Origin of the sequence: Marinifilum caeruleilacunae (genome assembly GCF_013141825.1) — a bacterium.
GTDB lineage: Bacteria > Bacteroidota > Bacteroidia > Bacteroidales > Marinifilaceae > Marinifilum > Marinifilum caeruleilacunae.
Window position 1 is genome coordinate 24,553 of the sequence record NZ_RZNH01000044.1, and the last position, 19,625, is coordinate 44,177.

The window sequence follows — 19,625 nt, forward strand, 5'->3', positions numbered from 1 at the left end:
AAAGATAGAACTAATTCGCATTCATTGTTTTCCAACAAGAATATTATTTCTTTTTCTTGTCGATTTTAACTTCCGAATCTTTTAAGTTGTTGAAAAGTAATTCCCTGGCTCTAAAAAGTTGAGCTTTTACTGTTCCAATAGGCAGCTTTAGTTCCTGGGCAATTTCTTCGTAAGAGAATTCTTCAAAGTAACGCAGTTCAATAAGTCTTCGGTATCTTTCTTTTAACTTGCCCACCTCGCTACGCATGATTTTGGCCTTTTGTTTTTTTACAAATTCCTGTTCAGGATTCAGGCCGCTGGACTCAAGTGTAATGGTTCTCTCATTTTCAGCATCATCTTTTCCATCGATCGAAATGGTATTGCCTTTCTTCTTGCGAAGGAAGTCGATACAGTTGTTCGATGCAATTTTAAACAACCAGGTACTAAATGCGTATTTTGGAGAATATTGTCTGATGTTTCGAAAAGCCTTACCGAAAGCCTCAAAGGTTAAATCTTCCGCATCATTCTTGTTATTAACCATTTTTAATAACATGAAAAATATAGCGTCCTTGTATCTTTTAAAAAGCTCCTCGTATGCTTTCTGATCTCCATTAACCGAAGCTTGTACAAGCCTGTAGTCGTATTGAGCTTTTTCTGAGAGGTTCGGATTTATTTCCATTATGATCGTTTACTGTAGGTGCAACTTTGGATATAAAATATCAAATTATAGATAGGTCTTAAAAAGACATATACATACGAAGATAAAAATAAATTCTCTTCCCTCAAATGCCTTAAAGCATTTTTAAAGCTGTATCCTTTAACGGCAATTTTTACAAGGTACAAGGCGAGTAAGGAAAAGTACAGCTGTGTATAAATAGCGGATAGAATTAAAAAGAGAAGAAATAAAAATTGAGCAACTGGTTCAAGGTCCAACAAAAATTTTCTTTTAAAAGGGATGTGTTTTCGACTTCTGAAGTAATACTTCTTTAGGGTTCTCCACACTTTAGCCTGGTTTTTAGCATCGACACTTAGTTTTGTGTCGGGCATACTTGAAAAGGTGTAATCTGTTTTTTTTGCCAAATCTATCGATAAAATATGATCGTAGCCTGCCTCGAAATGCGCATTGCCTGCGTAACCTTTGTTGTTTAGAAAATCAGTTTTTGAAAAGCTCATATTGTATGCATTGCCGGCATAAAGCTTATTGGATTTTGTAAAAGCGGCTAATTTTATCATTTGTTTGCTAAGATCATACCTGTAGAAGTTATAAAAGAAGCCTTTGCGATAATCAAAATTGCTATATGCATTGTAGAGTTTGCCCTCGGCTTGTGCCATGGTATTTTGTAACCATGTTTCACTGTTGGCAAAACTGTTAGGGTTCAGGTGTAGAATTCGGTCGTGTTTTGCTGCTTTAACACCAATTGTAATGGCCAGTTTCTTGTTGTGTTTAAACTTGTCATCAATGGGAATTTTGGTTGATCTTAAATGAGGATATTCATTCTTTAACCTGATTAAAACATCTTCGGTATCGTCTACACTTCCGTTATCAACCACTATGATTTCAAAGTTCGGATAGTCCTGATTTAAAAATCCTCTTAAGTTTTTCTCTAAATAATGTGCCTGATTTTTAGCGCAAATTACAATTGAAACAGGGGTGGAAGCCGAGTTAATTCTTGCTTCTTGTTTCTTTTTGATTTTTCTTAAATAGAAGTTTGAGTAGAATAATTCTGTTAGAAATGACAGTGCTAAACCGATTATTAAAAACCATTGAAATGGTGTAAGAGAGTGATAAAAATAAGTTTCCAATACAATATTTTTTTTGTGCAGTTCAAATTTAAACGAATCTTCATCATCTAAGGCCTGGGGAAATAATTTAAATCGAAAAAAAATAGCGGGAATCAAATGTTTTTTGTCTGTTTAAACTACTTTATTCTGGAATAAGATTTATTAACCTGAGTTCGATTAAAAATATTGTCACAGTTTATTCTGGTTTTGAGTAGAAATTTTCTCAAATACTCGCAGTAATATCGGGATATTTCGAGAGAAATTGAGGAAATTTATGCCAAAAGCAGGTAAATTCTTTTAAAAATCATCTTCATCCAATCTTTACATTAAAAAATCTTCAAAATACCCTGGTATTCTTTCTGATTTTTTAAAGTAAATCCTGAATAAATATGATTTTCTGTGACTGATATTTTTAATCGAACTCAGGTTATTAGTATCTTTGTTGCCGATTTTGCAAAAGCCGACTTTTGTTTTTGCAGTTTTAAAACAGTCAATATGGATTTTAAATTACATAAAACCGATCCAAAATCTTCTGCCAGAACAGGAGAGATAACGACAGATCATGGAAAAATAGAAACTCCGATTTTTATGCCGGTAGGAACACTTGGTTCGGTAAAAGGAGTGCATCAGCGTGAGCTTCGCGATGATATCAATGCAGAAATTATTTTAGGAAATACATATCATTTGTACTTGCGTCCGGGGTTGGATGTTTTGGAAAAAGCAGGAGGCTTGCACAAGTTTAATGGCTGGGATTGTCCTATATTGACTGATAGTGGGGGATTTCAGGTCTTCTCTTTGGCCGACAACAGAAAACTTACCGAAGAAGGGGCCATGTTCCGTTCTCATATCGACGGATCGAAACATTTCTTTACACCAGAAAATGTAATGGACATCCAAAGAACCATTGGTGCCGATATTATTATGGCATTCGATGAGTGTCCTCCGGGAACTTCGACCTACGAGTATGCTAAAAACTCTTTGGAACTAACCCAGCGTTGGTTGGAACGTTGTGTGAAAAGATTTGACGAAACAGAACCTAAATATGGATACTCTCAAACCCTTTTCCCAATCGTTCAAGGTTGTGTATACGACGATTTAAGAATCAAGGCTGCCGAACATGTGGCTTCTTTGGATCGAGAAGGATATGCAATTGGAGGTTTAGCAGTTGGTGAGCCGGTTGAGGAGATGTACTCGATGATTGAGGTGGTAAATGACGTTCTTCCGGAAGACAAGCCACGATATTTAATGGGAGTAGGTACACCTGTTAATATTTTGGAAGCCATTTCACGAGGTGTTGATATGTTCGACTGTGTAATGCCTACCAGAAATGGACGTAACGGAATGATCTTTACAAGCGAAGGGATTATCAATATTAAAAACAAGAAGTGGGCCGATGATTTTTCACCAATCGATCCTAATGGAACTTCTTTTGTTGATTCAGCTTATTCGAAAGCCTATGTTCGTCACTTGGTACATTCAGGCGAGTTGTTAGGTTCACAGATTTGTAGTATCCATAATCTTGCATTTTACCTGTGGCTGGTACGTGAGGCGAGAGAACAGATTAATGCAGGAACATTTGCAGCATGGAAAGATATCATGGTTAAAAAGTTAGCAACGCGTTTATAATTGTTAAAAAATCTTACAATACGCTTGCTCTAATTGATATTTGAAGAATTAGTTATACTTTTAATCCGGTAAGTTTTTTTTGGAATTCACCGAAAAAATCAGAATTTAAAAATCAGGTTTTGAAGAAATTAGATTTATATATTATCCGAAAGTTTTTGGGTACATTCTTTTTTGCGATTGTTCTTATTATCAGTATCTCTGTTATTTTCGATTTTTCGGAACATATCGATGAATTTATTGATAAAGAAGCACCGCTTAGGGCAATTCTATTCGATTACTACCTGAACTTCATTCCCTATTTTGCCAATCTTTTTAGTGCCTTATTCACTTTTATTGCAGTAATATTCTTTACTTCAAAAATGGCCTATAACACCGAAATTATTGCCATTCTAAGTAGTGGGATTAGCTTTAGGAGAATGATGTTTCCTTATTTTATCGCTTCGCTGATTATTGGCGTGTTTTCCTTTGCCTTGAGTAATTTTATTATCCCCCCGGCAAATGCAAAAAGGATAGATTTTAACGAAACTTACATTAAAAAGAGATACATTAATAAAGATAGAAACATACATCGCCAGATAGAGCCAGGTTTGTTTATTTACATGCACAACTGGGAGACTTCGAGCAATACGGGTTACCGATTTTCATTGGAAAAGTTTGAAGGTAAGGAGTTGAAATCAAAATTGACGGCGAGAAATATCAAGTGGAACAAAAAAGAAAATAAATGGACCATTAATGACTACTTTATCAGGAGTTATGATGGCGAAAAAGAAAGTTTTGAGCACGGTAAAAAAATAGATACAACATTAAGTTTTGGTCCAAAAGAATTTGGGCGTAAAAAATATTTGGTTGAAGCGATGAACTATAATGAGCTGAACGATTATATCGATCAGCAAACCTTGAGAGGTGACAGTAATATTAATGCTTATAAAATTGAGAAATATAAAAGAATGGCCAATCCATTCTCAACTTTCATTCTAACTTTAATTGGAGCCTCACTGGCTTCGCGAAAAATTCGTGGAGGTATGGGATTGCATTTGGGGATAGGATTACTGTTAAGTTTCTCGTTTATACTATTCTTACAGATTTCGGTTGTTTTCGCTACCAATGGTAGCATGAACCCGATGCTCGCCGTTTGGTTACCAAATATTGTTTTTACCTGTGTTGCCCTGTATTTGTATCGAATTGCTCCTAAATAGAACTATTCTAAATAGTTTTTTAGGAAAAGTTTTGATTATCAGGCTAAAGAGTTTATTTTATATGGCTGGAACACTAAGCTAGTAAACGCCAGAATTTTTTTCTAGCGTAAAAATTGCTAACGTTGTAGCTTGGAATTTCATGAGCTATTGAAATTCAACATATATAGAGATATATATTTTCTAACTAAATGTACAGATTATGTCATTGAAACGAAACATTCTTGATCTTAGAAAGAGAAAAGAAAAAGTGCTTCAAGGTGGCGGTGAAAAAGCTATCCAGAAGCAAGTTGCGATGGGAAAGTTGACTGCTAGAGAAAGGGTAACATCAATTTTAGATGAAGATTCTTTTCATGAGTACGATATGTTTGTTGAGCATGAAGCTCGCGACTTTGGTATGGAAAAGAAACAACTTCATGGTGATGGTGTTATTATTGGAACAGGAACTATCTACGGGGAGCCAGTGTGTATTTTTGCACAGGACTTTACAGTAGCTGGTGGTTCTTTAGGTCTTATGCATGCACGTAAAATCACTAAAATCATGGATCATGCATTAAAAATGCGTGTACCATTGATCGGTATTAATGATTCGGGTGGAGCTCGTATTCAAGAAGGTGTTAATTCACTTGCTGGATATGGTGAAATCTTTTTCCGTAATACATTAGCATCAGGTGTAATCCCTCAATTATCCGTTATTCTTGGTCCATGTGCTGGTGGAGCTGTTTATTCTCCTGCGCTTACCGACTTCGTGTTTGTGGTAGAAAACATTTCAAAAATGTTTATTACCGGCCCTGAGGTAATTAAAACTGTATTGGGTGAAGAAATTAGTATGGAAGAACTGGGTGGAGCTAAAGTTCATAGTGAAATCACAGGTAATGCTCATTTCTATGCTCAAAGCGAGTACGAATGCTTCGAACAAATTAAGAAGCTACTTACCTTCATTCCTTGGCACAATGCGAAGAAAGCAAAAGCTTTCCCACCAAAGCCTCCAAAACCAGAGTACAAAATTGAGGAAATTGTTCCTGTTGATCCAACTCAACCATACGATATCCGTAACGTAATCAGAGCTATTTCTGATGATTCAGATTTCTTTGAAATCATGGAGAATTTCGCAAGAAATATCGTTATTGGTTTCGGTAGAATGAATGGTGAAACAGTTGGTTTTGTTGCTAATCAGCCAATGGTATTAGCTGGTGTATTGGATTGTGATTCATCTGATAAAGCCGCTCGTTTTATCCGTTACTGTGATTCATTTAATATTCCAATTGTTACTCTTGAGGATATGCCAGGTTACCTACCAGGTGTTGATCAGGAGCACATGGGAGTTATTCGTCATGGTGCTAAGATTCTTTATGCTTACTCAGAAGCAACTGTACCTAAGATTACAGTAATTATCCGTAAAGCATACGGTGGAGGTTATATTGCAATGAACTCTCGTCATATGAAGGCAGATTTCATGTTTGCATGGCCAACCGCAGAAATTGCTGTAATGGGACCTGAAGGAGCGGCTAACATTATCTTCCGTAAGGAAATTATGAATGCTGAAGATCCTGAAGCAATGCGTAAAGAAAAAGTTGCAGAATATAAAGAGAAGTTCGCTAATCCTTATGTTGCAGCTGCTAAAGGTTATATCGATACTGTTATTGAGCCGGAAGAGACTCGTAGTATGTTATTACACTCTATCGAGGTGTCAAATAATAAAGTTGATAGAAGACCAGCTAAGAAGCACGGTATTCCTCCATTCTAAAAATTATTCGTTATGGAAAATTTAAAAGAATTCAACGTTGATGGTACTGTTTACACAACAGAATTGACCAAAAAGTTTGAAAGAAGAAAAAATTGGGAGAGACCAAATCCTAAAAATATTATGTCTTTCATTCCAGGAACAATTGTTGAAATTTTCGTTAAAGAAGGGCAGGAAGTAAAGGCTGGAGAAAGCTTAATGATTCTTGAAGCTATGAAGATGAAGAATCAGATCGAAATGCCTTTCGACGGTGTTATTAAAAAGATTCATGTTGAAGAAGGAGTAAAAGTCCCTAACAAAATGTTAATGGTAGAGATTGAGTAATCTTTCTGATATGAAAATATTAAGGGATTGTTGTAATGACAATCCCTTTTTATTTGCTGATAACTGGAGTTTATAATTTACCACTCCAAATAAAATGCTTTTTCCAGTTCTCCTGGATTTCTGGTTCTCTTTCGAAAATGCCAAACATGCTCGATCCACTTCCCGACATTGCTGCATAAATGGCGCCCGATTCATACAGTTCTTCTTTTAGTTTTTTAAGTTCAGGATGATTTGGGAAAATGCTATCCTCAAAATCGTTGAAAATATTTTCTTTCCAATCTTTCAGTGGTAGTTTAATTAATTCTTTTACCGATTTTTCCGGCTTTTTAGGCGAAACACCCGAATAAGCCTCCGGTGTACTAATGTGAATGTCAGGCTTGATTAAGGCAATGTGATATCCACTTAAATCGAGCTGAATAGAAGAAAAAATTTCGCCCTTTCCTTCGGCGAAAACAGCTTCGTTTTTAATAAACACAGGACAGTCGCTGCCAATTTGAATGGCAAATTCTTCCATTTGTTGAATACTTAAACCCAAACTGTAAAAATCGTTCAGCATTTTAATCATGTAGGCAGCATCGGCCGAGCCACCACCCAATCCGGCTCCAAAAGGAATGTTTTTGTGCAAGTGAATTGCAGTAGAGGGAATCTCAAATTTCGAGGCAATTAAATCAAAGGCTTTAATCACGATATTTTGAGAGGGATCTATCCCGATAGGAATTCCCGATGAACTGAACTCATAAGTTTCATTGGAATCGCTTTGGGCAATTTCGAGAGCATCGCACAAAGGAAAAGGGTAAAAAACGGTTTCGATATTGTGAAATCCATCGGGTCTTTTCTCAATGATGTTAAGACCCAAATTTATTTTGGCATTTGGAAAGCAAAGCATATTTAGTATTCTTGATAAATGTGCCTTAAAAATACTCGTTTTAAAGAGCAAAAAAAATCAAATTATAGCATTTTAATTTTCTATCTTTATCTTTGCATTCTCAAATTTTTCGACACAAATTTGAATGAGTACGTGATAGAGAGATGGTGTTGAAATCTGAAGAATTAAATATTTAAAAGGTATATGGCTGGAGCAAACAATTATAAGAATCAATCGAAAAATAAAATTGATCTGGAATACGGTAAGGTACCACCTCAGGCAGTGGAATTGGAAGAGGCTGTTTTGGGTGCTTTAATGTTGGAAAAAGATGCAATTATTTCGGTTGGAGACTTGTTAAAAGTTGATTCTTTTTACAAGGATGCTCACCAAAAGATTTATAAGGCCATTATGAATCTTTCCACCAAAGAAGAACCTATCGATATTTTAACTGTAACCGAAGAGTTGAAGCGAGAAGGAACTTTGGATGAGGTAGGTGGACCTTTTTATATTACCCAGTTAACCAACCGTGTAGCCTCGGCCGCTCATATCGAGTTTCATGCTCGTATTATTGCCCAAAAGCACATTCAGCGTGAATTGATTCGTGTTTCGTCCGATATTCAGAACCAGGCTTTCGATGATAGCATTGATGTTGCCGATTTATTGGATAAGGCGCAGCAGGAAGTTTTTGATATTGCAGAAGGAAATATTAAAAAAGAATCTGCACACATTCGTCCACTGGCCGATGAGGTAATTAACCAGATTGTTGAGGCTGGGAAACGCCCCGATGGATTGAGTGGTGTGCCTTCCGGATTTACCGCATTGGACAGAATTACTTCGGGCTGGCAAAAATCCGATTTGGTGATTATTGCAGCGCGTCCATCGATGGGGAAAACTGCCTTTGTACTATCCATGACCCGAAATATGGCTGTGGAGCACAAAGCGCCAATTGCAATTTTCTCTCTGGAGATGGGTGGCGATCAGTTGGTGAAACGTATGATTTCCAGTGAAACCGAATTGGGCTCGGAGAAGCTAAGAAATGGTAAACTGGAAGATTTCGAGTGGGAGCAATTGCATGTTAAGATTAAAGATTTGGTGGATGCTCCAATTTATGTAGATGATACACCTGGTTTGTCGATTTATGAATTGCGTTCAAAGTGTCGTCGACTAAAAGCCAAATATGATATTGGTTGTGTGATTATTGACTACTTGCAGCTGATGACAGCAGGTTCCGATATGAGAGGGAATCGTGAGCAGGAGGTATCTTTGATATCGCGACAGCTAAAGATCATCGCAAAAGAGTTAAATATTCCGGTAATTGCACTTTCTCAGCTGAATCGTGGGGTTGAGCAGCGAACCGGTGATGCTAAAAAGCCAATGCTTTCCGACCTTCGTGAGTCTGGTGCAATTGAGCAGGATGCCGATATGGTGTTGTTTATTCACCGTCCGGAGCGTTATGGAATTACAGAAGATGCCGAAGGGAATTCATTAATTGGTATTGCTGATATCATTATTGCAAAACACCGTAATGGTGCGGTTGGCGAAATTCAGTTGAGATTCCGTAACCAGCTGGCTCGATTTATGGATTTGGAGGGCGAAAGTTTGAATCCATTTGGCGATGATGGTCCCGAAGAAGTTAAAACTTTCAGTTCTAGTATGAATCAAGACTCAGGTGGCTTCGAAGATCCAAATGCAGGACTTGTAGGTGGTAGCGATTTTGAAGACGCTGCTCCTTTTTAAATCATTTCGTTTTTCCTTTAGCATGTGATTTTGTACTTTCGAAGTAAATCAATTGATCGATCGTACTTATGAATAGCATGTTAAAATCATATCTAATACTTCTTTTATTCTGCTTTAACTTGTTTCCGGCATTCTCGGCAAGTTTGTTAATTCCTATGGATGATTCTCAGAAAAATCATCTAAAATCCTATGGAATTGCCTATTGGACCTTGGAGAACAATTATGAAATTCACTGGTTGTTGAATTATCGTGGAGGTTCATTTCTCTTGCCTTTGAATAAATCGATTGAGGATGAGTGTAAAATTCGTGGTGTAAGCTATTCTGTAGTTTCTGAGGCTGCAGTCGCTCAAATGATGAATGAGATTTCATCGCCTGAAGCCAATATGGATGCCGTTAAGCTTGAAAAGCCTCCTAAGATAGCCGTTTATACACCCAAAGGGAAAAAGCCCTGGGATGATGCTGTAACCCTGGCACTTACCTATGCCGAAATTCCATATGATATTGTGTATGACGATGAAGTTTTAAACAATAAACTTTCGGATTACGATTGGCTTCATTTGCATCATGAAGATTTTACAGGGCAGCATGGTAAATTTTATGCCTCGTACCGAAATATGCAGTGGTATAAAGATGAGGTAAGTGACAATTTAGCAAGGGCTAATAAATTTGGCTTTTCAAAAATATCAGATTTGAAAAAAGCGGTTTCGCAAACCATTCGGAAATTTGTTGAGAATGGTGGTTTTCTATTTGCCATGTGTTCTGCTACCGATACTTTCGATATAAGCCTTGCGGCCGATAAAACGGATATCTGCAATCATGTTTTCGATGGTGATCCTATGGATGAACATGCCCAGGAAAAGTTGGATTACAATAAAACATTTGCTTTTACTGATTTTACACTGGAAACCAACCCGTATGTGTACGAGTTTTCGGATATTGATGTCACCTTATCACGTAAAGTGAATAGAGATGAAGATTACTTTTCTCTGTTTGATTTTTCGGCGAAGTGGGATCCTGTACCCACCATGCTCTGTCAGAATCACAAGAACCTTATTAAAGGATTTATGGGACAAACCACTGCCTTCAAGAAAGAATTGATTAAGCCTGGAGTTTTAATTATGGGAGAAAATAAATCGGCTGGCGAGGCACGTTATATCCATGGGAAGTTTGGTAAGGGGACATGGACTTTTTATGGGGGACACGATCCGGAAGATTACCAACATTTAGTTGGAGATCCTCCAACAGATTTGAATTTAAAAAAGAATTCGGCAGGATACCGATTGATTTTGAACAATGTGCTGTTTCCAGCTGCTAAAAAGAAGAAGAGAAAAACTTGATGTGATTTGTAGATGGACTCAATTATCTATGGGTGAAATAATGAAAAAATAGGATTGAGAAAAAAGAAAAGGCTGTGTCCCCTAAACACAGCCTTTATATCAACATCGTTTGTATAGTCTAACTCTATATTTTATTAACCATTTGTATATCTATTAACCCTGTAACTCTTACTAACCCATTAGAATTTTTATGGAAGTTACATACAAACTTATGATGTTGACAAAACGGAAGGGTTACCAAGCCTGTCCGTCACAATTACCGCTGCAAATATAGACTTTGTTTTGTTACGAAAAACATGCTATTCGGCAGTTTCAGCTTATGAATTGTTAAAAAATCTTAAAAACAGGTTTGAAATTGTAAGGATTCTGTTCGGGTTATAGAATTTTAGTGATTTCAATTAAATTGTTGATTTCATAAGTGGGTTGATCCTCGTGTTTATTCTTGTGTGCATTGAAGTATATTTGATCGATTTCTGACTTTCTGGCGCCAGCGATATCGGTTTTTAGATCATCGCCAACCATTATGCTGTTACTTCTTGTTGCACCAGCGCTTTTTAGGGCATAATCGAAAATTAGTGGCGATGGTTTATTGGCTTCAGCATCTTCGGAGGTGATAATTTCTGTAAAGTAGGAGATGAGCCTGCAGTTTGATAGTTTTTTATATTGAACCTCGTTAAAGCCATTGGTGATGATGTGGAGATTGTAGCCTTTGTCTTTTAAATACTGCAATGTTTTATGCGCGTTAGGAAAGGTTTTTGTTTGTAGTGGGCTAATTTCAATAAAATCCTGCGCAATTTCTTTTGCCAGGTCCAGGTCATCAGTGCCCGCCTCTTTTAAAGTCAAATAGAATCTTCTGTACATTAAATCTTCTTTCCGAATTCTGTTTTGATAGTAGGCATTCCAAAGTTTCCCATTGTGGTATTCAAACCTTGATTTAAAGAAAAGAAAACTTCCAAAAATGCTTTGGAGTTGATAATCTCTGAATAATTGATTCAGTGTAATTTCGGAGTTGGAATCAAAATCCCACAGAGTGCGATCGAGATCGAAGAAGAGGTGTTGATATTTAGAGCTATTCATGATTTCCTGATTTGGAAGATATGCTTTTTAACAATCTAATTTTGTGTTAAAAGAACAAAAAAATATTTACTTCGTACAAAATTTTCATACCAGTTTATTAAACATCATTATCAGAGATTGTAATATGCTCAATACGAATAAGAAGTTTGAAAAAAATATAAAAAGACAATTCGAATTGTTTCGATGGAAACACGTGTTCGTATTGTTTTTATTCGTACATATGGTTTTGAGTTCTTTTTCTCAAGAGCAGGTGATGGCAGATTTCCAGTTCTCTTCCAATGGAGATTTAAGTGTGCAACCAGGTTCGATAGGAAGTCCTTCAGTGAGTATATCGTCAAATGTTCGATTTTCGGGAAGTTATGGTAACCCATTTTCTTCACTTTATACAAGTAGTGACAATAGTTTTATCGAATTAAGTATTTCTACCCTTGGATATGAAAATATTAGCGTAGAATGGGATGGAGGTTATTGGTTTGGGAACAACAATGGAACGCATCAATGGTTACTGTCTGCTGATAGTGGAAGTGGATTTGGAGGAAGCTTGTATACTCAAAATTGTAGCAGAGACACATGGCAAGCTGTATCTTATGATTTAGGCAATAGTTTTAACGATAATGCCAATGTTAGAATTCGGATAACTTCGAATGTTAGCAATAGTCGCTATGTTTATTTGGATAACCTTGTGATTAAGGGTAGTCCGATTGTTCCTGACCTTACTGCACCTACTTTCCAGAATCCGCAAACAGATATGAGTGTAAATATTGATGACGGAGTTTGTGGTGCTGTAGTTAATTATACCATCCCGTCAGCTACTGATGATCAAAGTCTTTTTACCGGAAATTTATCTGGTTACACAAATTTGGGAATTTGGAACAATCATTCCTATTATTATTCAAATGGTTCTGCTAATGCCACCACAGCAATTCAAAATGCATTGGATTTAGGAGGTCATTTGGTTACCATCAATTCTCAAGCTGAAAATGATTGGTTAGATGCCCAGTTAGGAGGAATATGGATTGGATTAACGGATGCTTCCTCGGAAGGTAATTTCGAATGGGTTACTGGTGAACCTGTTGATTTTGACAATTGGAATGGTGGTGAACCAAATGATTGGGGAAGTGGGGAGGATTATACTGAGATGTATAGCAATGGTAGATGGAATGATTTAAGAGGAACAAATAATAGACGCTATGTGGTAGAATTTCAAACGGTAACAGTGGTTCAAACTCAGGGCTTGCCACCGGGGTCTTTATTTCCGGTAGGAACAACTACCAATACCTTTGTGGCCACAGATGAGTCAGGAAATTCTACAAGTCATACTTTTACGATTACAGTTGTGGATAATCAGGCTCCTAAAATTTCTCAATGGACTGCTGAATATTATTCGGGCCGTAATTTTGAAACTTACCAGGAAACTTTAACGGTTGATGAGTTAAATTATAGTTGGGGAAGTGGTCCGCCAGAGTCTTCTTTGGTTGGGAATAACCAATTTTCCATCCGATTTCAAGGTGTAGTTAAGGCTCCTCAAACAGGGACTTATACATTTTATACAAATTCTGATGATGGAGTTCGCTTATGGGTGAATGGAATACAATTGATTGATGATTGGAGAGATCATGGGGTTCAACAAAGATCTGGAACTATTGATTTAACTGCAGATGAACTTGCTTCGGTACGACTGGATTATTATGAAAATGGTGGTGGCGCTGTAGTTAGGCTAGAGTGGGTTGGACCTGGTCAGGCCAGAGACTATGTAAGAAATACTGGAGATGCAACATGCCAGGATTTGGTTTTGGATCTTAATGCAAGCGGATCGGGAAGTATTACTGTTGATGATGTTGATCCTGGCTATATTGATGAATGTGGAATTGGGAGCAGAACATTAAGTCGGACCGACTTTGATTGCAATGATGTAGGAGATAATGTTGTTACTTTAACGGTTGAGGATGTTAACGGAAATGTTTCAACCTGCGATATCACACTTACTGTTAATATGTTGAATGTAGCAGATAACTCTCTTGCTGTAAGTGGAGATTCTAAATGCCAGGGCGAAATTGCCAATTTTACCGTTCATGCCAGCGAAACGGGTGTGGTATATAGTTTGTATAGAGGTGCAGTTAAAGTGGGTAGCAGTGCCAATGGAACAGGTGCTGATCTTCCGATTGCTATCCCATCTTCCGAATTAAATTTAGGGGATAATATCATTTCTGTAAAAGCAGCTAAAGGAGTCTGTGAATTGGATCTTGTAAATACGGCTAATGTTAGAATTTATGCTACTCCTGTTCCAGTAGGGATCTATCATGATTAAAGTATGTGTGTTGCAAAATTTTGAAGTTTAAATATTCTTTGTGTAAAGAAAATTAAACAAAAGTGATTTTTTTTCGTAGATCTCTGGAGTTGTAATATAATTAATTATTTTTGACACAAGCTATTTCTACCTAGATTATCCAAATGTAAACGCCTATGCTAAGTTCTACTCAAAAGACTTACCAAAATACTTCTGCCTATAAAATTGTACGCGCTGTTTTACTTTTATTAATCATTGTATGTTCTTCGCTTGCAGTAAATGCACAGGTTACGATTTGGTCTGAGGATTTTTCGGACAATAGCAATGGCGATACCTCGGAAAGTGGAAGGTGGACTACAAGTGGATTTAATGGTGCTGATGGGAATGACTGGTTTCAGGTTCGAAATGGAAAATTGGAACTTCGTGATAACAATAGGTCAGTTGCTGAGTGGACTACTACAGCTGCAATTGATATCTCTGCCTATATTGACATTTCTATTTCTATTGATGCACAGGAATCTGGAGGTTTGGAGCCGCAAGGTAATGGAGATGAGGATTATATCTTATTTCAATACAATCTTGATGGAGGTGGATGGCAAAATTTTGATGCTACTAATCCATGGTACGATGATTTTCCTGCTAACAATACCGATAGGAATGCTTCTGTAAGTGGATTGAATGGATCTAGTCTGGAGATAAGGGTGCGAATGAAGAATGGTACAGGAAATCAAGAATACTATAGAATTGATGATATACTGGTTCAGGGCAATATAGATTATTGTGCAGCAGGATCTTCTGTGATTTGGCAGGAAGATTTTGAAGGTGCCAACCAGGGGTGGACTCTGAATAATAACGGACAGGGAACAATTAGTAGCAGGACTTATCCAGCCAATGGTAGTGGTGGTACAGGAATCGCAGGGACTGATCTTGATAATATAGGAGAATGGACCACAAATGCCATAGATATATCTGCTTATGAGCAAATGAAAATAAGCATGGATATTGGTTCATGGGGCAATGAGATGGAGGATGTTGACTACCTGAGAATTTACTATTCGGTTGATGGAGGCGCAGATGTGCTTTTTGCTTCAAATGGTTCACACATAAATGATATTTCTGCAATGCAGGCATGTACAGATATTCCTGATGGGAATACATTGGTAATTAAGGTGCAGATGCGAAATACCTGGACCAATGAGTTTTATTATATGGATAATGTTGTGGTTTCGGGTGAGCCTAAAAGTACCGACCTGGTTAGTTTGAGTGTTAGTCCTACATCGATTAATGAGAATGGTGGCATTGCTAGCATTACAGCCTCGCTTGTAGGTGCACAAGCTTTTCCTGTAACTGTTAATTTGAGTTATACAGGCGGAAGTGGATCTGATTACTCTTCTGCAAGTCAAATTGTAATTCCGGCCGGTTCAACTTCTGCAAGTACTAATTTTACTGCCATTGATAATAGTATCAATGATGGCGACATTAATGTGGTTGTTGATATCACTTCAGTGATAAATGGGAGTGAAGATGGTGTTCAGGAAGAAACCATTACAATTGTAGATGATGATCTTCCATCTACAGATCCAATAGAAGTGGATGATAAATCTCCGGAAAATAGCTACTCTGCAGAGAACCTTGTGAAAAATGTATTGGTTACGGGTTGTTTAACAACCGATAATATCGTGTATTCAGGAGATGAGACAAGAGGCTTGGGATATTTTAATGCTGGGACTTCTGACTTTCCACTTTCTTCTGGGATTATTATATCTACTGGAGATGTAAATAGTGCAGAAGGTCCAAATACAGGAAATTCGAGTCAGAATATTGGGGATGCTGGTAATGATTCTGATGTCAATGCCCTAACCGGTAATAATGGAAATGATGCTCAAATTCTTGAATTTGATTTTGTTCCTGCAGGTGATGTGCTGGAGTTTAGATACGTTTTTGCTTCAGAGGAATATCCAGAATATGCATGTAGTGCTTACAATGATGTATTTGCTTTTATCATTAGTGGACCGGGAATTACAGCTGATGCGGGATTATCAGGGAAAAATATCGCTTTGATACCAGGTACTTCAAATCCGGTTACCATTAATAATGTAAATGATAACTGTGGGAATTCGACCTACTATATTGATGAAGCTGGTGGTTTTGCGACACAGTTTGATGGAAGAACAACTGTACTTACTGCTTCAGCAAACGTACAACCATGTCAAACCTATCATATTCGATTGATTATTGCTGATGTGTGGGATGCAAGCTACAATTCAGCCGTATTCCTGGAAGCTGAGAGTTTTAAATCAAACGAAGTTATCATTCAGAATGGTATTGGAGTTGAAGAGGACGTTGACGTAATGTATGAAGGCTGCTCGGGTAGTTTTATTAAATTCAAAAGAGAAGAAGATCTTGACGTTGATCTTACATTTGATTTAAATATTTCAGGTACTGCTGAAAATGGGGTCGATTATATTTATGTAGATGAATTTGGCTCACAGATTGGTGATGGTAAAATACCAAGTACCGTAAATATGTCTCCGGGAGTTACCGAAGTTACATATTATTACCAGGCTGTTAGTGATTCTGGTATTGAGGGAGATGAAGATTTGCGTTTGTCTTTCTTAAAAAGTTGCCCTTGTTCGGCACCTGAATACTATGAAAAGGTCGTTACCATTATCGATATCCCGGAAATTGAAGCTTCGCCAACAAGTTTGGTTTCTTGTGATGGGGCAACACCCGTTGCGACCATTACTGTGGATTTGAAATCAGGATTAGATCCTGCAGATTATCAATACAGTTTAGATGGAGGTCCATTTCAGGATGACAATGTTTTTACCTTGAATAACCCAAAGGTTGGGGATGTTTATACAATTACCGTTCAGGATAGATATGCTTGTAGAAATGAAAGTTTCGATGTAACAATCCCTGGTGTTACACCAATATCTGCCGAGGCAGGTCCTGCAAAATCGATTTGTGAAGGTGAAACAACACAGTTAGAAGGGAGTGGAGGGATCTACTACGAGTGGGCTTGTTCTCCTGCTTCCGGATTAAGCTATTTAAGCGACATTTACGTGCCGAATCCGACTGTTGATGAGAATATTCCATTTGGAACCTATACATTCACACTTACCGTTAAGGAGTCTGCCTCAGCTACAGCATCTTGTGTCGATACAGATAATATGGTGCTGACAGTAAGAGAAAATTCTCACTTTACAATTGCAGCCGATAAAGCGGAATATTGTAGTGGCGAAGTAATTAGTTTATCTGCCACAATTTCCAATTCCGATGCAGGTGATACTTACTTGTGGACTCCCACAGCAGAGGTGAATTCTCCTAACTCAGCAAATACTACTGTCGTTTATAATACGGCTGCATTAATGGCAAAAGATTTTTCATTAACGATAACTAAGACCAATGGATGTAGTAATATTGAACACATTTCGGGAATACTTGTAAACCCACAACCAAGTGTGTCACTAAATGCTTCGAGTGTAGTATGTACCAATGGAACAAGCGGTCAGTTAAATGTTGATGTTACAGGAGGAACTCCAAATGGATCGAGTCCATTCTATACATACAGCTGGAGTCATGATGGAGGTTTGAATTCACCCAATGCAAGTTCTTTGGGAGTTGGAACATATACAGTCACAGTAACTGATTCAAAATCATGTACTGCGCAAGGTACTTTTGATATTGGTGTGGAGCCAAATCCTGTTGGAATTTATCATGATTAATTAAATCTATTAAGGATATAAAATTATTATCTTTGTGAATTTTACATTAAATGATGAAGCTAAGAGGTAGCGTATAAAGAGGGCATATTTCTATTTTAATAAATGAATTAAGCCAAATCTTTGACTAAAGACTTTAATTATTGGATGAATGACACCGATGACAAGGTGTATTTAAGATAAAAAATAAAAAAATACTGATTATATTCGCATTTATTATAAAAAAACTAAACACTTTTTAACAATTGCCGTATAGGTGTTTAAGAAAAATAAAGCAAGCGTGTAATCTGAACTAAAACAAAACTAGAGTTTTACCCTAAAATAAAGATATTGACGAAACATTTCTACATAAAATATATCTTATTGTTTTTAGTTGTTGTCTGGCCTAAAGTAGATCTTTATGCACAGACAAACCTGTCTCCAAACGAAAGTGTTTGTGAAGGAGAATTAAGAACTTATAGGGTGGAAGGAAATTCTGGTTCAACCATTTATTGGACAATTACTGGAGGTGTAATTGTGAATGATGGTACTGATCAGGGTACAACTTTCAACGAGCCAACTGTAGCTTCCGGTGCAAATTATGAAAGTATAATTCAAATTCGCTGGGGAAGTGCAGGTAACTACCAGGTTACTGCCAGAGAAGAAACACCTACGGCTTGTGTTTCAGGCGATTTGGTTTTAAATGTAACCGTGAATCCGCTTCCGGATATTTCTTCACTTGATTTTAACGTGTCATCACCAGTATGTCACAATACTTCACCTGTACTTACTGTTACAGGTTTAAGTGCAAATACTGATTATACTGTTGGGTATAACGATAATGGAACCTCAAAATCAGAAGTTGTTACAACAGATGGATCCGGATCAGCAGTTTTAACTACAGACGCGATAACAAGTGACGGAACTTACAATATTGAGAGTATTGCATTTAGTGATGGATCGACAAATTGTGAAGCGAACCCTGCTCCAGCCTTAACGGCCAAAACTGCTGAAATCGATAATGTTGATCCAAGTTTATTCTGCGTTTCAAATCAAAGTAAAAATACCGATTCAGGTCAATGCTATTATACCGTGTCTGGAACTGAATTCGATCTTCAGTCTTATTCGGATAATTGTACTGTAGCATCAGTGTCTAATGATTTTAATGGAGGCACAACTCTTGATGGTGCTCAAATTCCAACAGGAACAACTACAATTATTTGGACTGTTACTGATAATGCTGGAAATAATAATACTTGTAGTTTTGATGTAACAGTAAGTGATAATCAGGCTCCTGTCGCTGATTTGGCAACACTTGCCGATGTAAATGCACAGTGTGAGGTAACAAGTTTAACAGCTCCAACTGCCACAGACAATTGTGACGGCGCAATTACGGGTACACATACAGAAACTTTCCCAATCACGACAAGTAAGGTTGTGGTTTGGACCTATACTGATGCAAGTGGCAATTCAATCACTCAAAATCAGAATATCGTAATTGATGAYACRACTGATCCRGTTGCTGATTTGGCAACACTTGCCGATGTAAATGCACAGTGTGAGGTAACAAGTTTAACAGCTCCAACTGCCACAGACAATTGTGACGGCGCAATTACGGGTACACATACAGAAACTTTCCCAATCACGGCAAGTAAGGTTGTGGTTTGGACCTATACTGATGCAAGTGGCAATTCAATCACTCAAAATCAGAATATCRTAATTGATGATACGACTGATCCWGTTGCTGATTTGGCAACACTTGCCGATGTAAATGCACAGTGTGAAGTAACAAGTTTAACAGCCCCAACTGCCACAGATAACTGTGATGGCGCAATTACGGGAACACATACAGAAACTTTCCCAATCACGACAAGTAAGGTTGTGGTTTGGACCTATACTGATGCAAGTGGCAATTCAATCACTCAAAATCAGAATATCGTAATTGATGACACAACTGATCCGGTTGCCGA

13 protein-coding genes are annotated in these 19,625 nt (G+C 37.4%); 9 read left to right on the top strand and 4 right to left on the bottom strand.

Features of this window, described 5'->3' with window-relative positions; genetic code table 11:
• Window positions 1-43 precede the first annotated feature (43 nt).
• A complete protein-coding gene (locus tag ELS83_RS19000) occupies window positions 44-658 on the bottom strand; it encodes an RNA polymerase sigma factor (protein ID WP_171597124.1) in 615 nt (204 codons plus the stop codon).
• On the bottom strand, window positions 658-1,782 hold the full coding sequence (locus tag ELS83_RS19005; protein ID WP_171597125.1) for a glycosyltransferase: 1,125 nt from the start codon (window positions 1,780-1,782) through the stop codon (window positions 658-660). Before ELS83_RS19005 ends, ELS83_RS19000 begins: the two co-directional genes overlap by 1 nt.
• A gap of 474 nt (window positions 1,783-2,256) precedes the next feature.
• Here ELS83_RS19005 and tgt point away from each other — a divergent pair, with 474 nt between their 5' ends.
• The 4 genes from tgt to ELS83_RS19025 all read left to right on the top strand — a co-directional run bounded on the left by tgt (window position 2,257) and on the right by ELS83_RS19025 (window position 6,648).
• Window positions 2,257-3,387 (top strand): tRNA guanosine(34) transglycosylase Tgt, encoded by a 1,131-nt coding sequence (gene tgt, locus ELS83_RS19010; protein WP_171597126.1) that lies wholly within the window; start codon window positions 2,257-2,259, stop codon window positions 3,385-3,387.
• 119 nt (window positions 3,388-3,506) lie between these two features.
• Window positions 3,507-4,583: an LptF/LptG family permease gene (locus ELS83_RS19015; protein ID WP_171597127.1), complete on the top strand. Its 1,077-nt coding sequence runs from the start codon at window positions 3,507-3,509 to the stop codon at window positions 4,581-4,583.
• A 199-nt stretch (window positions 4,584-4,782) separates the two neighbouring features.
• On the top strand, window positions 4,783-6,327 hold the full coding sequence (locus ELS83_RS19020; protein ID WP_171597128.1) for an acyl-CoA carboxylase subunit beta: 1,545 nt from the start codon (window positions 4,783-4,785) through the stop codon (window positions 6,325-6,327).
• 12 nt (window positions 6,328-6,339) lie between these two features.
• Window positions 6,340-6,648, top strand: a complete 309-nt coding sequence (locus ELS83_RS19025; protein ID WP_171597129.1) for a biotin/lipoyl-containing protein — start codon at window positions 6,340-6,342, stop codon at window positions 6,646-6,648.
• 70 nt (window positions 6,649-6,718) lie between these two features.
• On the opposite strand, the gene ispE is transcribed toward ELS83_RS19025, so the two are convergent.
• Window positions 6,719-7,534: a 4-(cytidine 5'-diphospho)-2-C-methyl-D-erythritol kinase gene (gene ispE, locus ELS83_RS19030; protein WP_171597130.1), complete on the bottom strand. Its 816-nt coding sequence runs from the start codon at window positions 7,532-7,534 to the stop codon at window positions 6,719-6,721.
• A 183-nt stretch (window positions 7,535-7,717) separates the two neighbouring features.
• Between ispE and dnaB the strand changes: the two genes are divergently transcribed.
• Entirely contained in the window at window positions 7,718-9,250 is a 1,533-nt protein-coding gene (gene dnaB, locus ELS83_RS19035) for a replicative DNA helicase (protein ID WP_171597131.1), read from the top strand.
• A gap of 68 nt (window positions 9,251-9,318) precedes the next feature.
• Window positions 9,319-10,587, top strand: a complete 1,269-nt coding sequence (locus tag ELS83_RS19040) for a hypothetical protein (RefSeq protein WP_216616697.1) — start codon at window positions 9,319-9,321, stop codon at window positions 10,585-10,587.
• Between the two features lie 375 nt (window positions 10,588-10,962).
• On the opposite strand, the gene ELS83_RS19045 is transcribed toward ELS83_RS19040, so the two are convergent.
• Window positions 10,963-11,664, bottom strand: a complete 702-nt coding sequence (locus ELS83_RS19045) for a YjjG family noncanonical pyrimidine nucleotidase (protein WP_171597132.1) — start codon at window positions 11,662-11,664, stop codon at window positions 10,963-10,965.
• A gap of 253 nt (window positions 11,665-11,917) precedes the next feature.
• Here ELS83_RS19045 and ELS83_RS19050 point away from each other — a divergent pair, with 253 nt between their 5' ends.
• The 3 genes from ELS83_RS19050 to ELS83_RS19060 form a co-directional block, all read left to right on the top strand.
• The gene (locus tag ELS83_RS19050; protein WP_171597133.1) at window positions 11,918-13,972 is read left to right on the top strand and encodes a PA14 domain-containing protein; all 2,055 of its coding nucleotides are present in this window, start codon (window positions 11,918-11,920) and stop codon (window positions 13,970-13,972) included.
• 155 nt (window positions 13,973-14,127) lie between these two features.
• The gene (locus ELS83_RS19055; protein WP_171597134.1) at window positions 14,128-17,679 is read left to right on the top strand and encodes a choice-of-anchor L domain-containing protein; all 3,552 of its coding nucleotides are present in this window, start codon (window positions 14,128-14,130) and stop codon (window positions 17,677-17,679) included.
• 360 nt (window positions 17,680-18,039) lie between these two features.
• Window positions 18,040-19,625: HYR domain-containing protein (locus tag ELS83_RS19060; RefSeq protein WP_171597135.1), on the top strand; the 1,586-nt coding region annotated here is incomplete at its 3' end.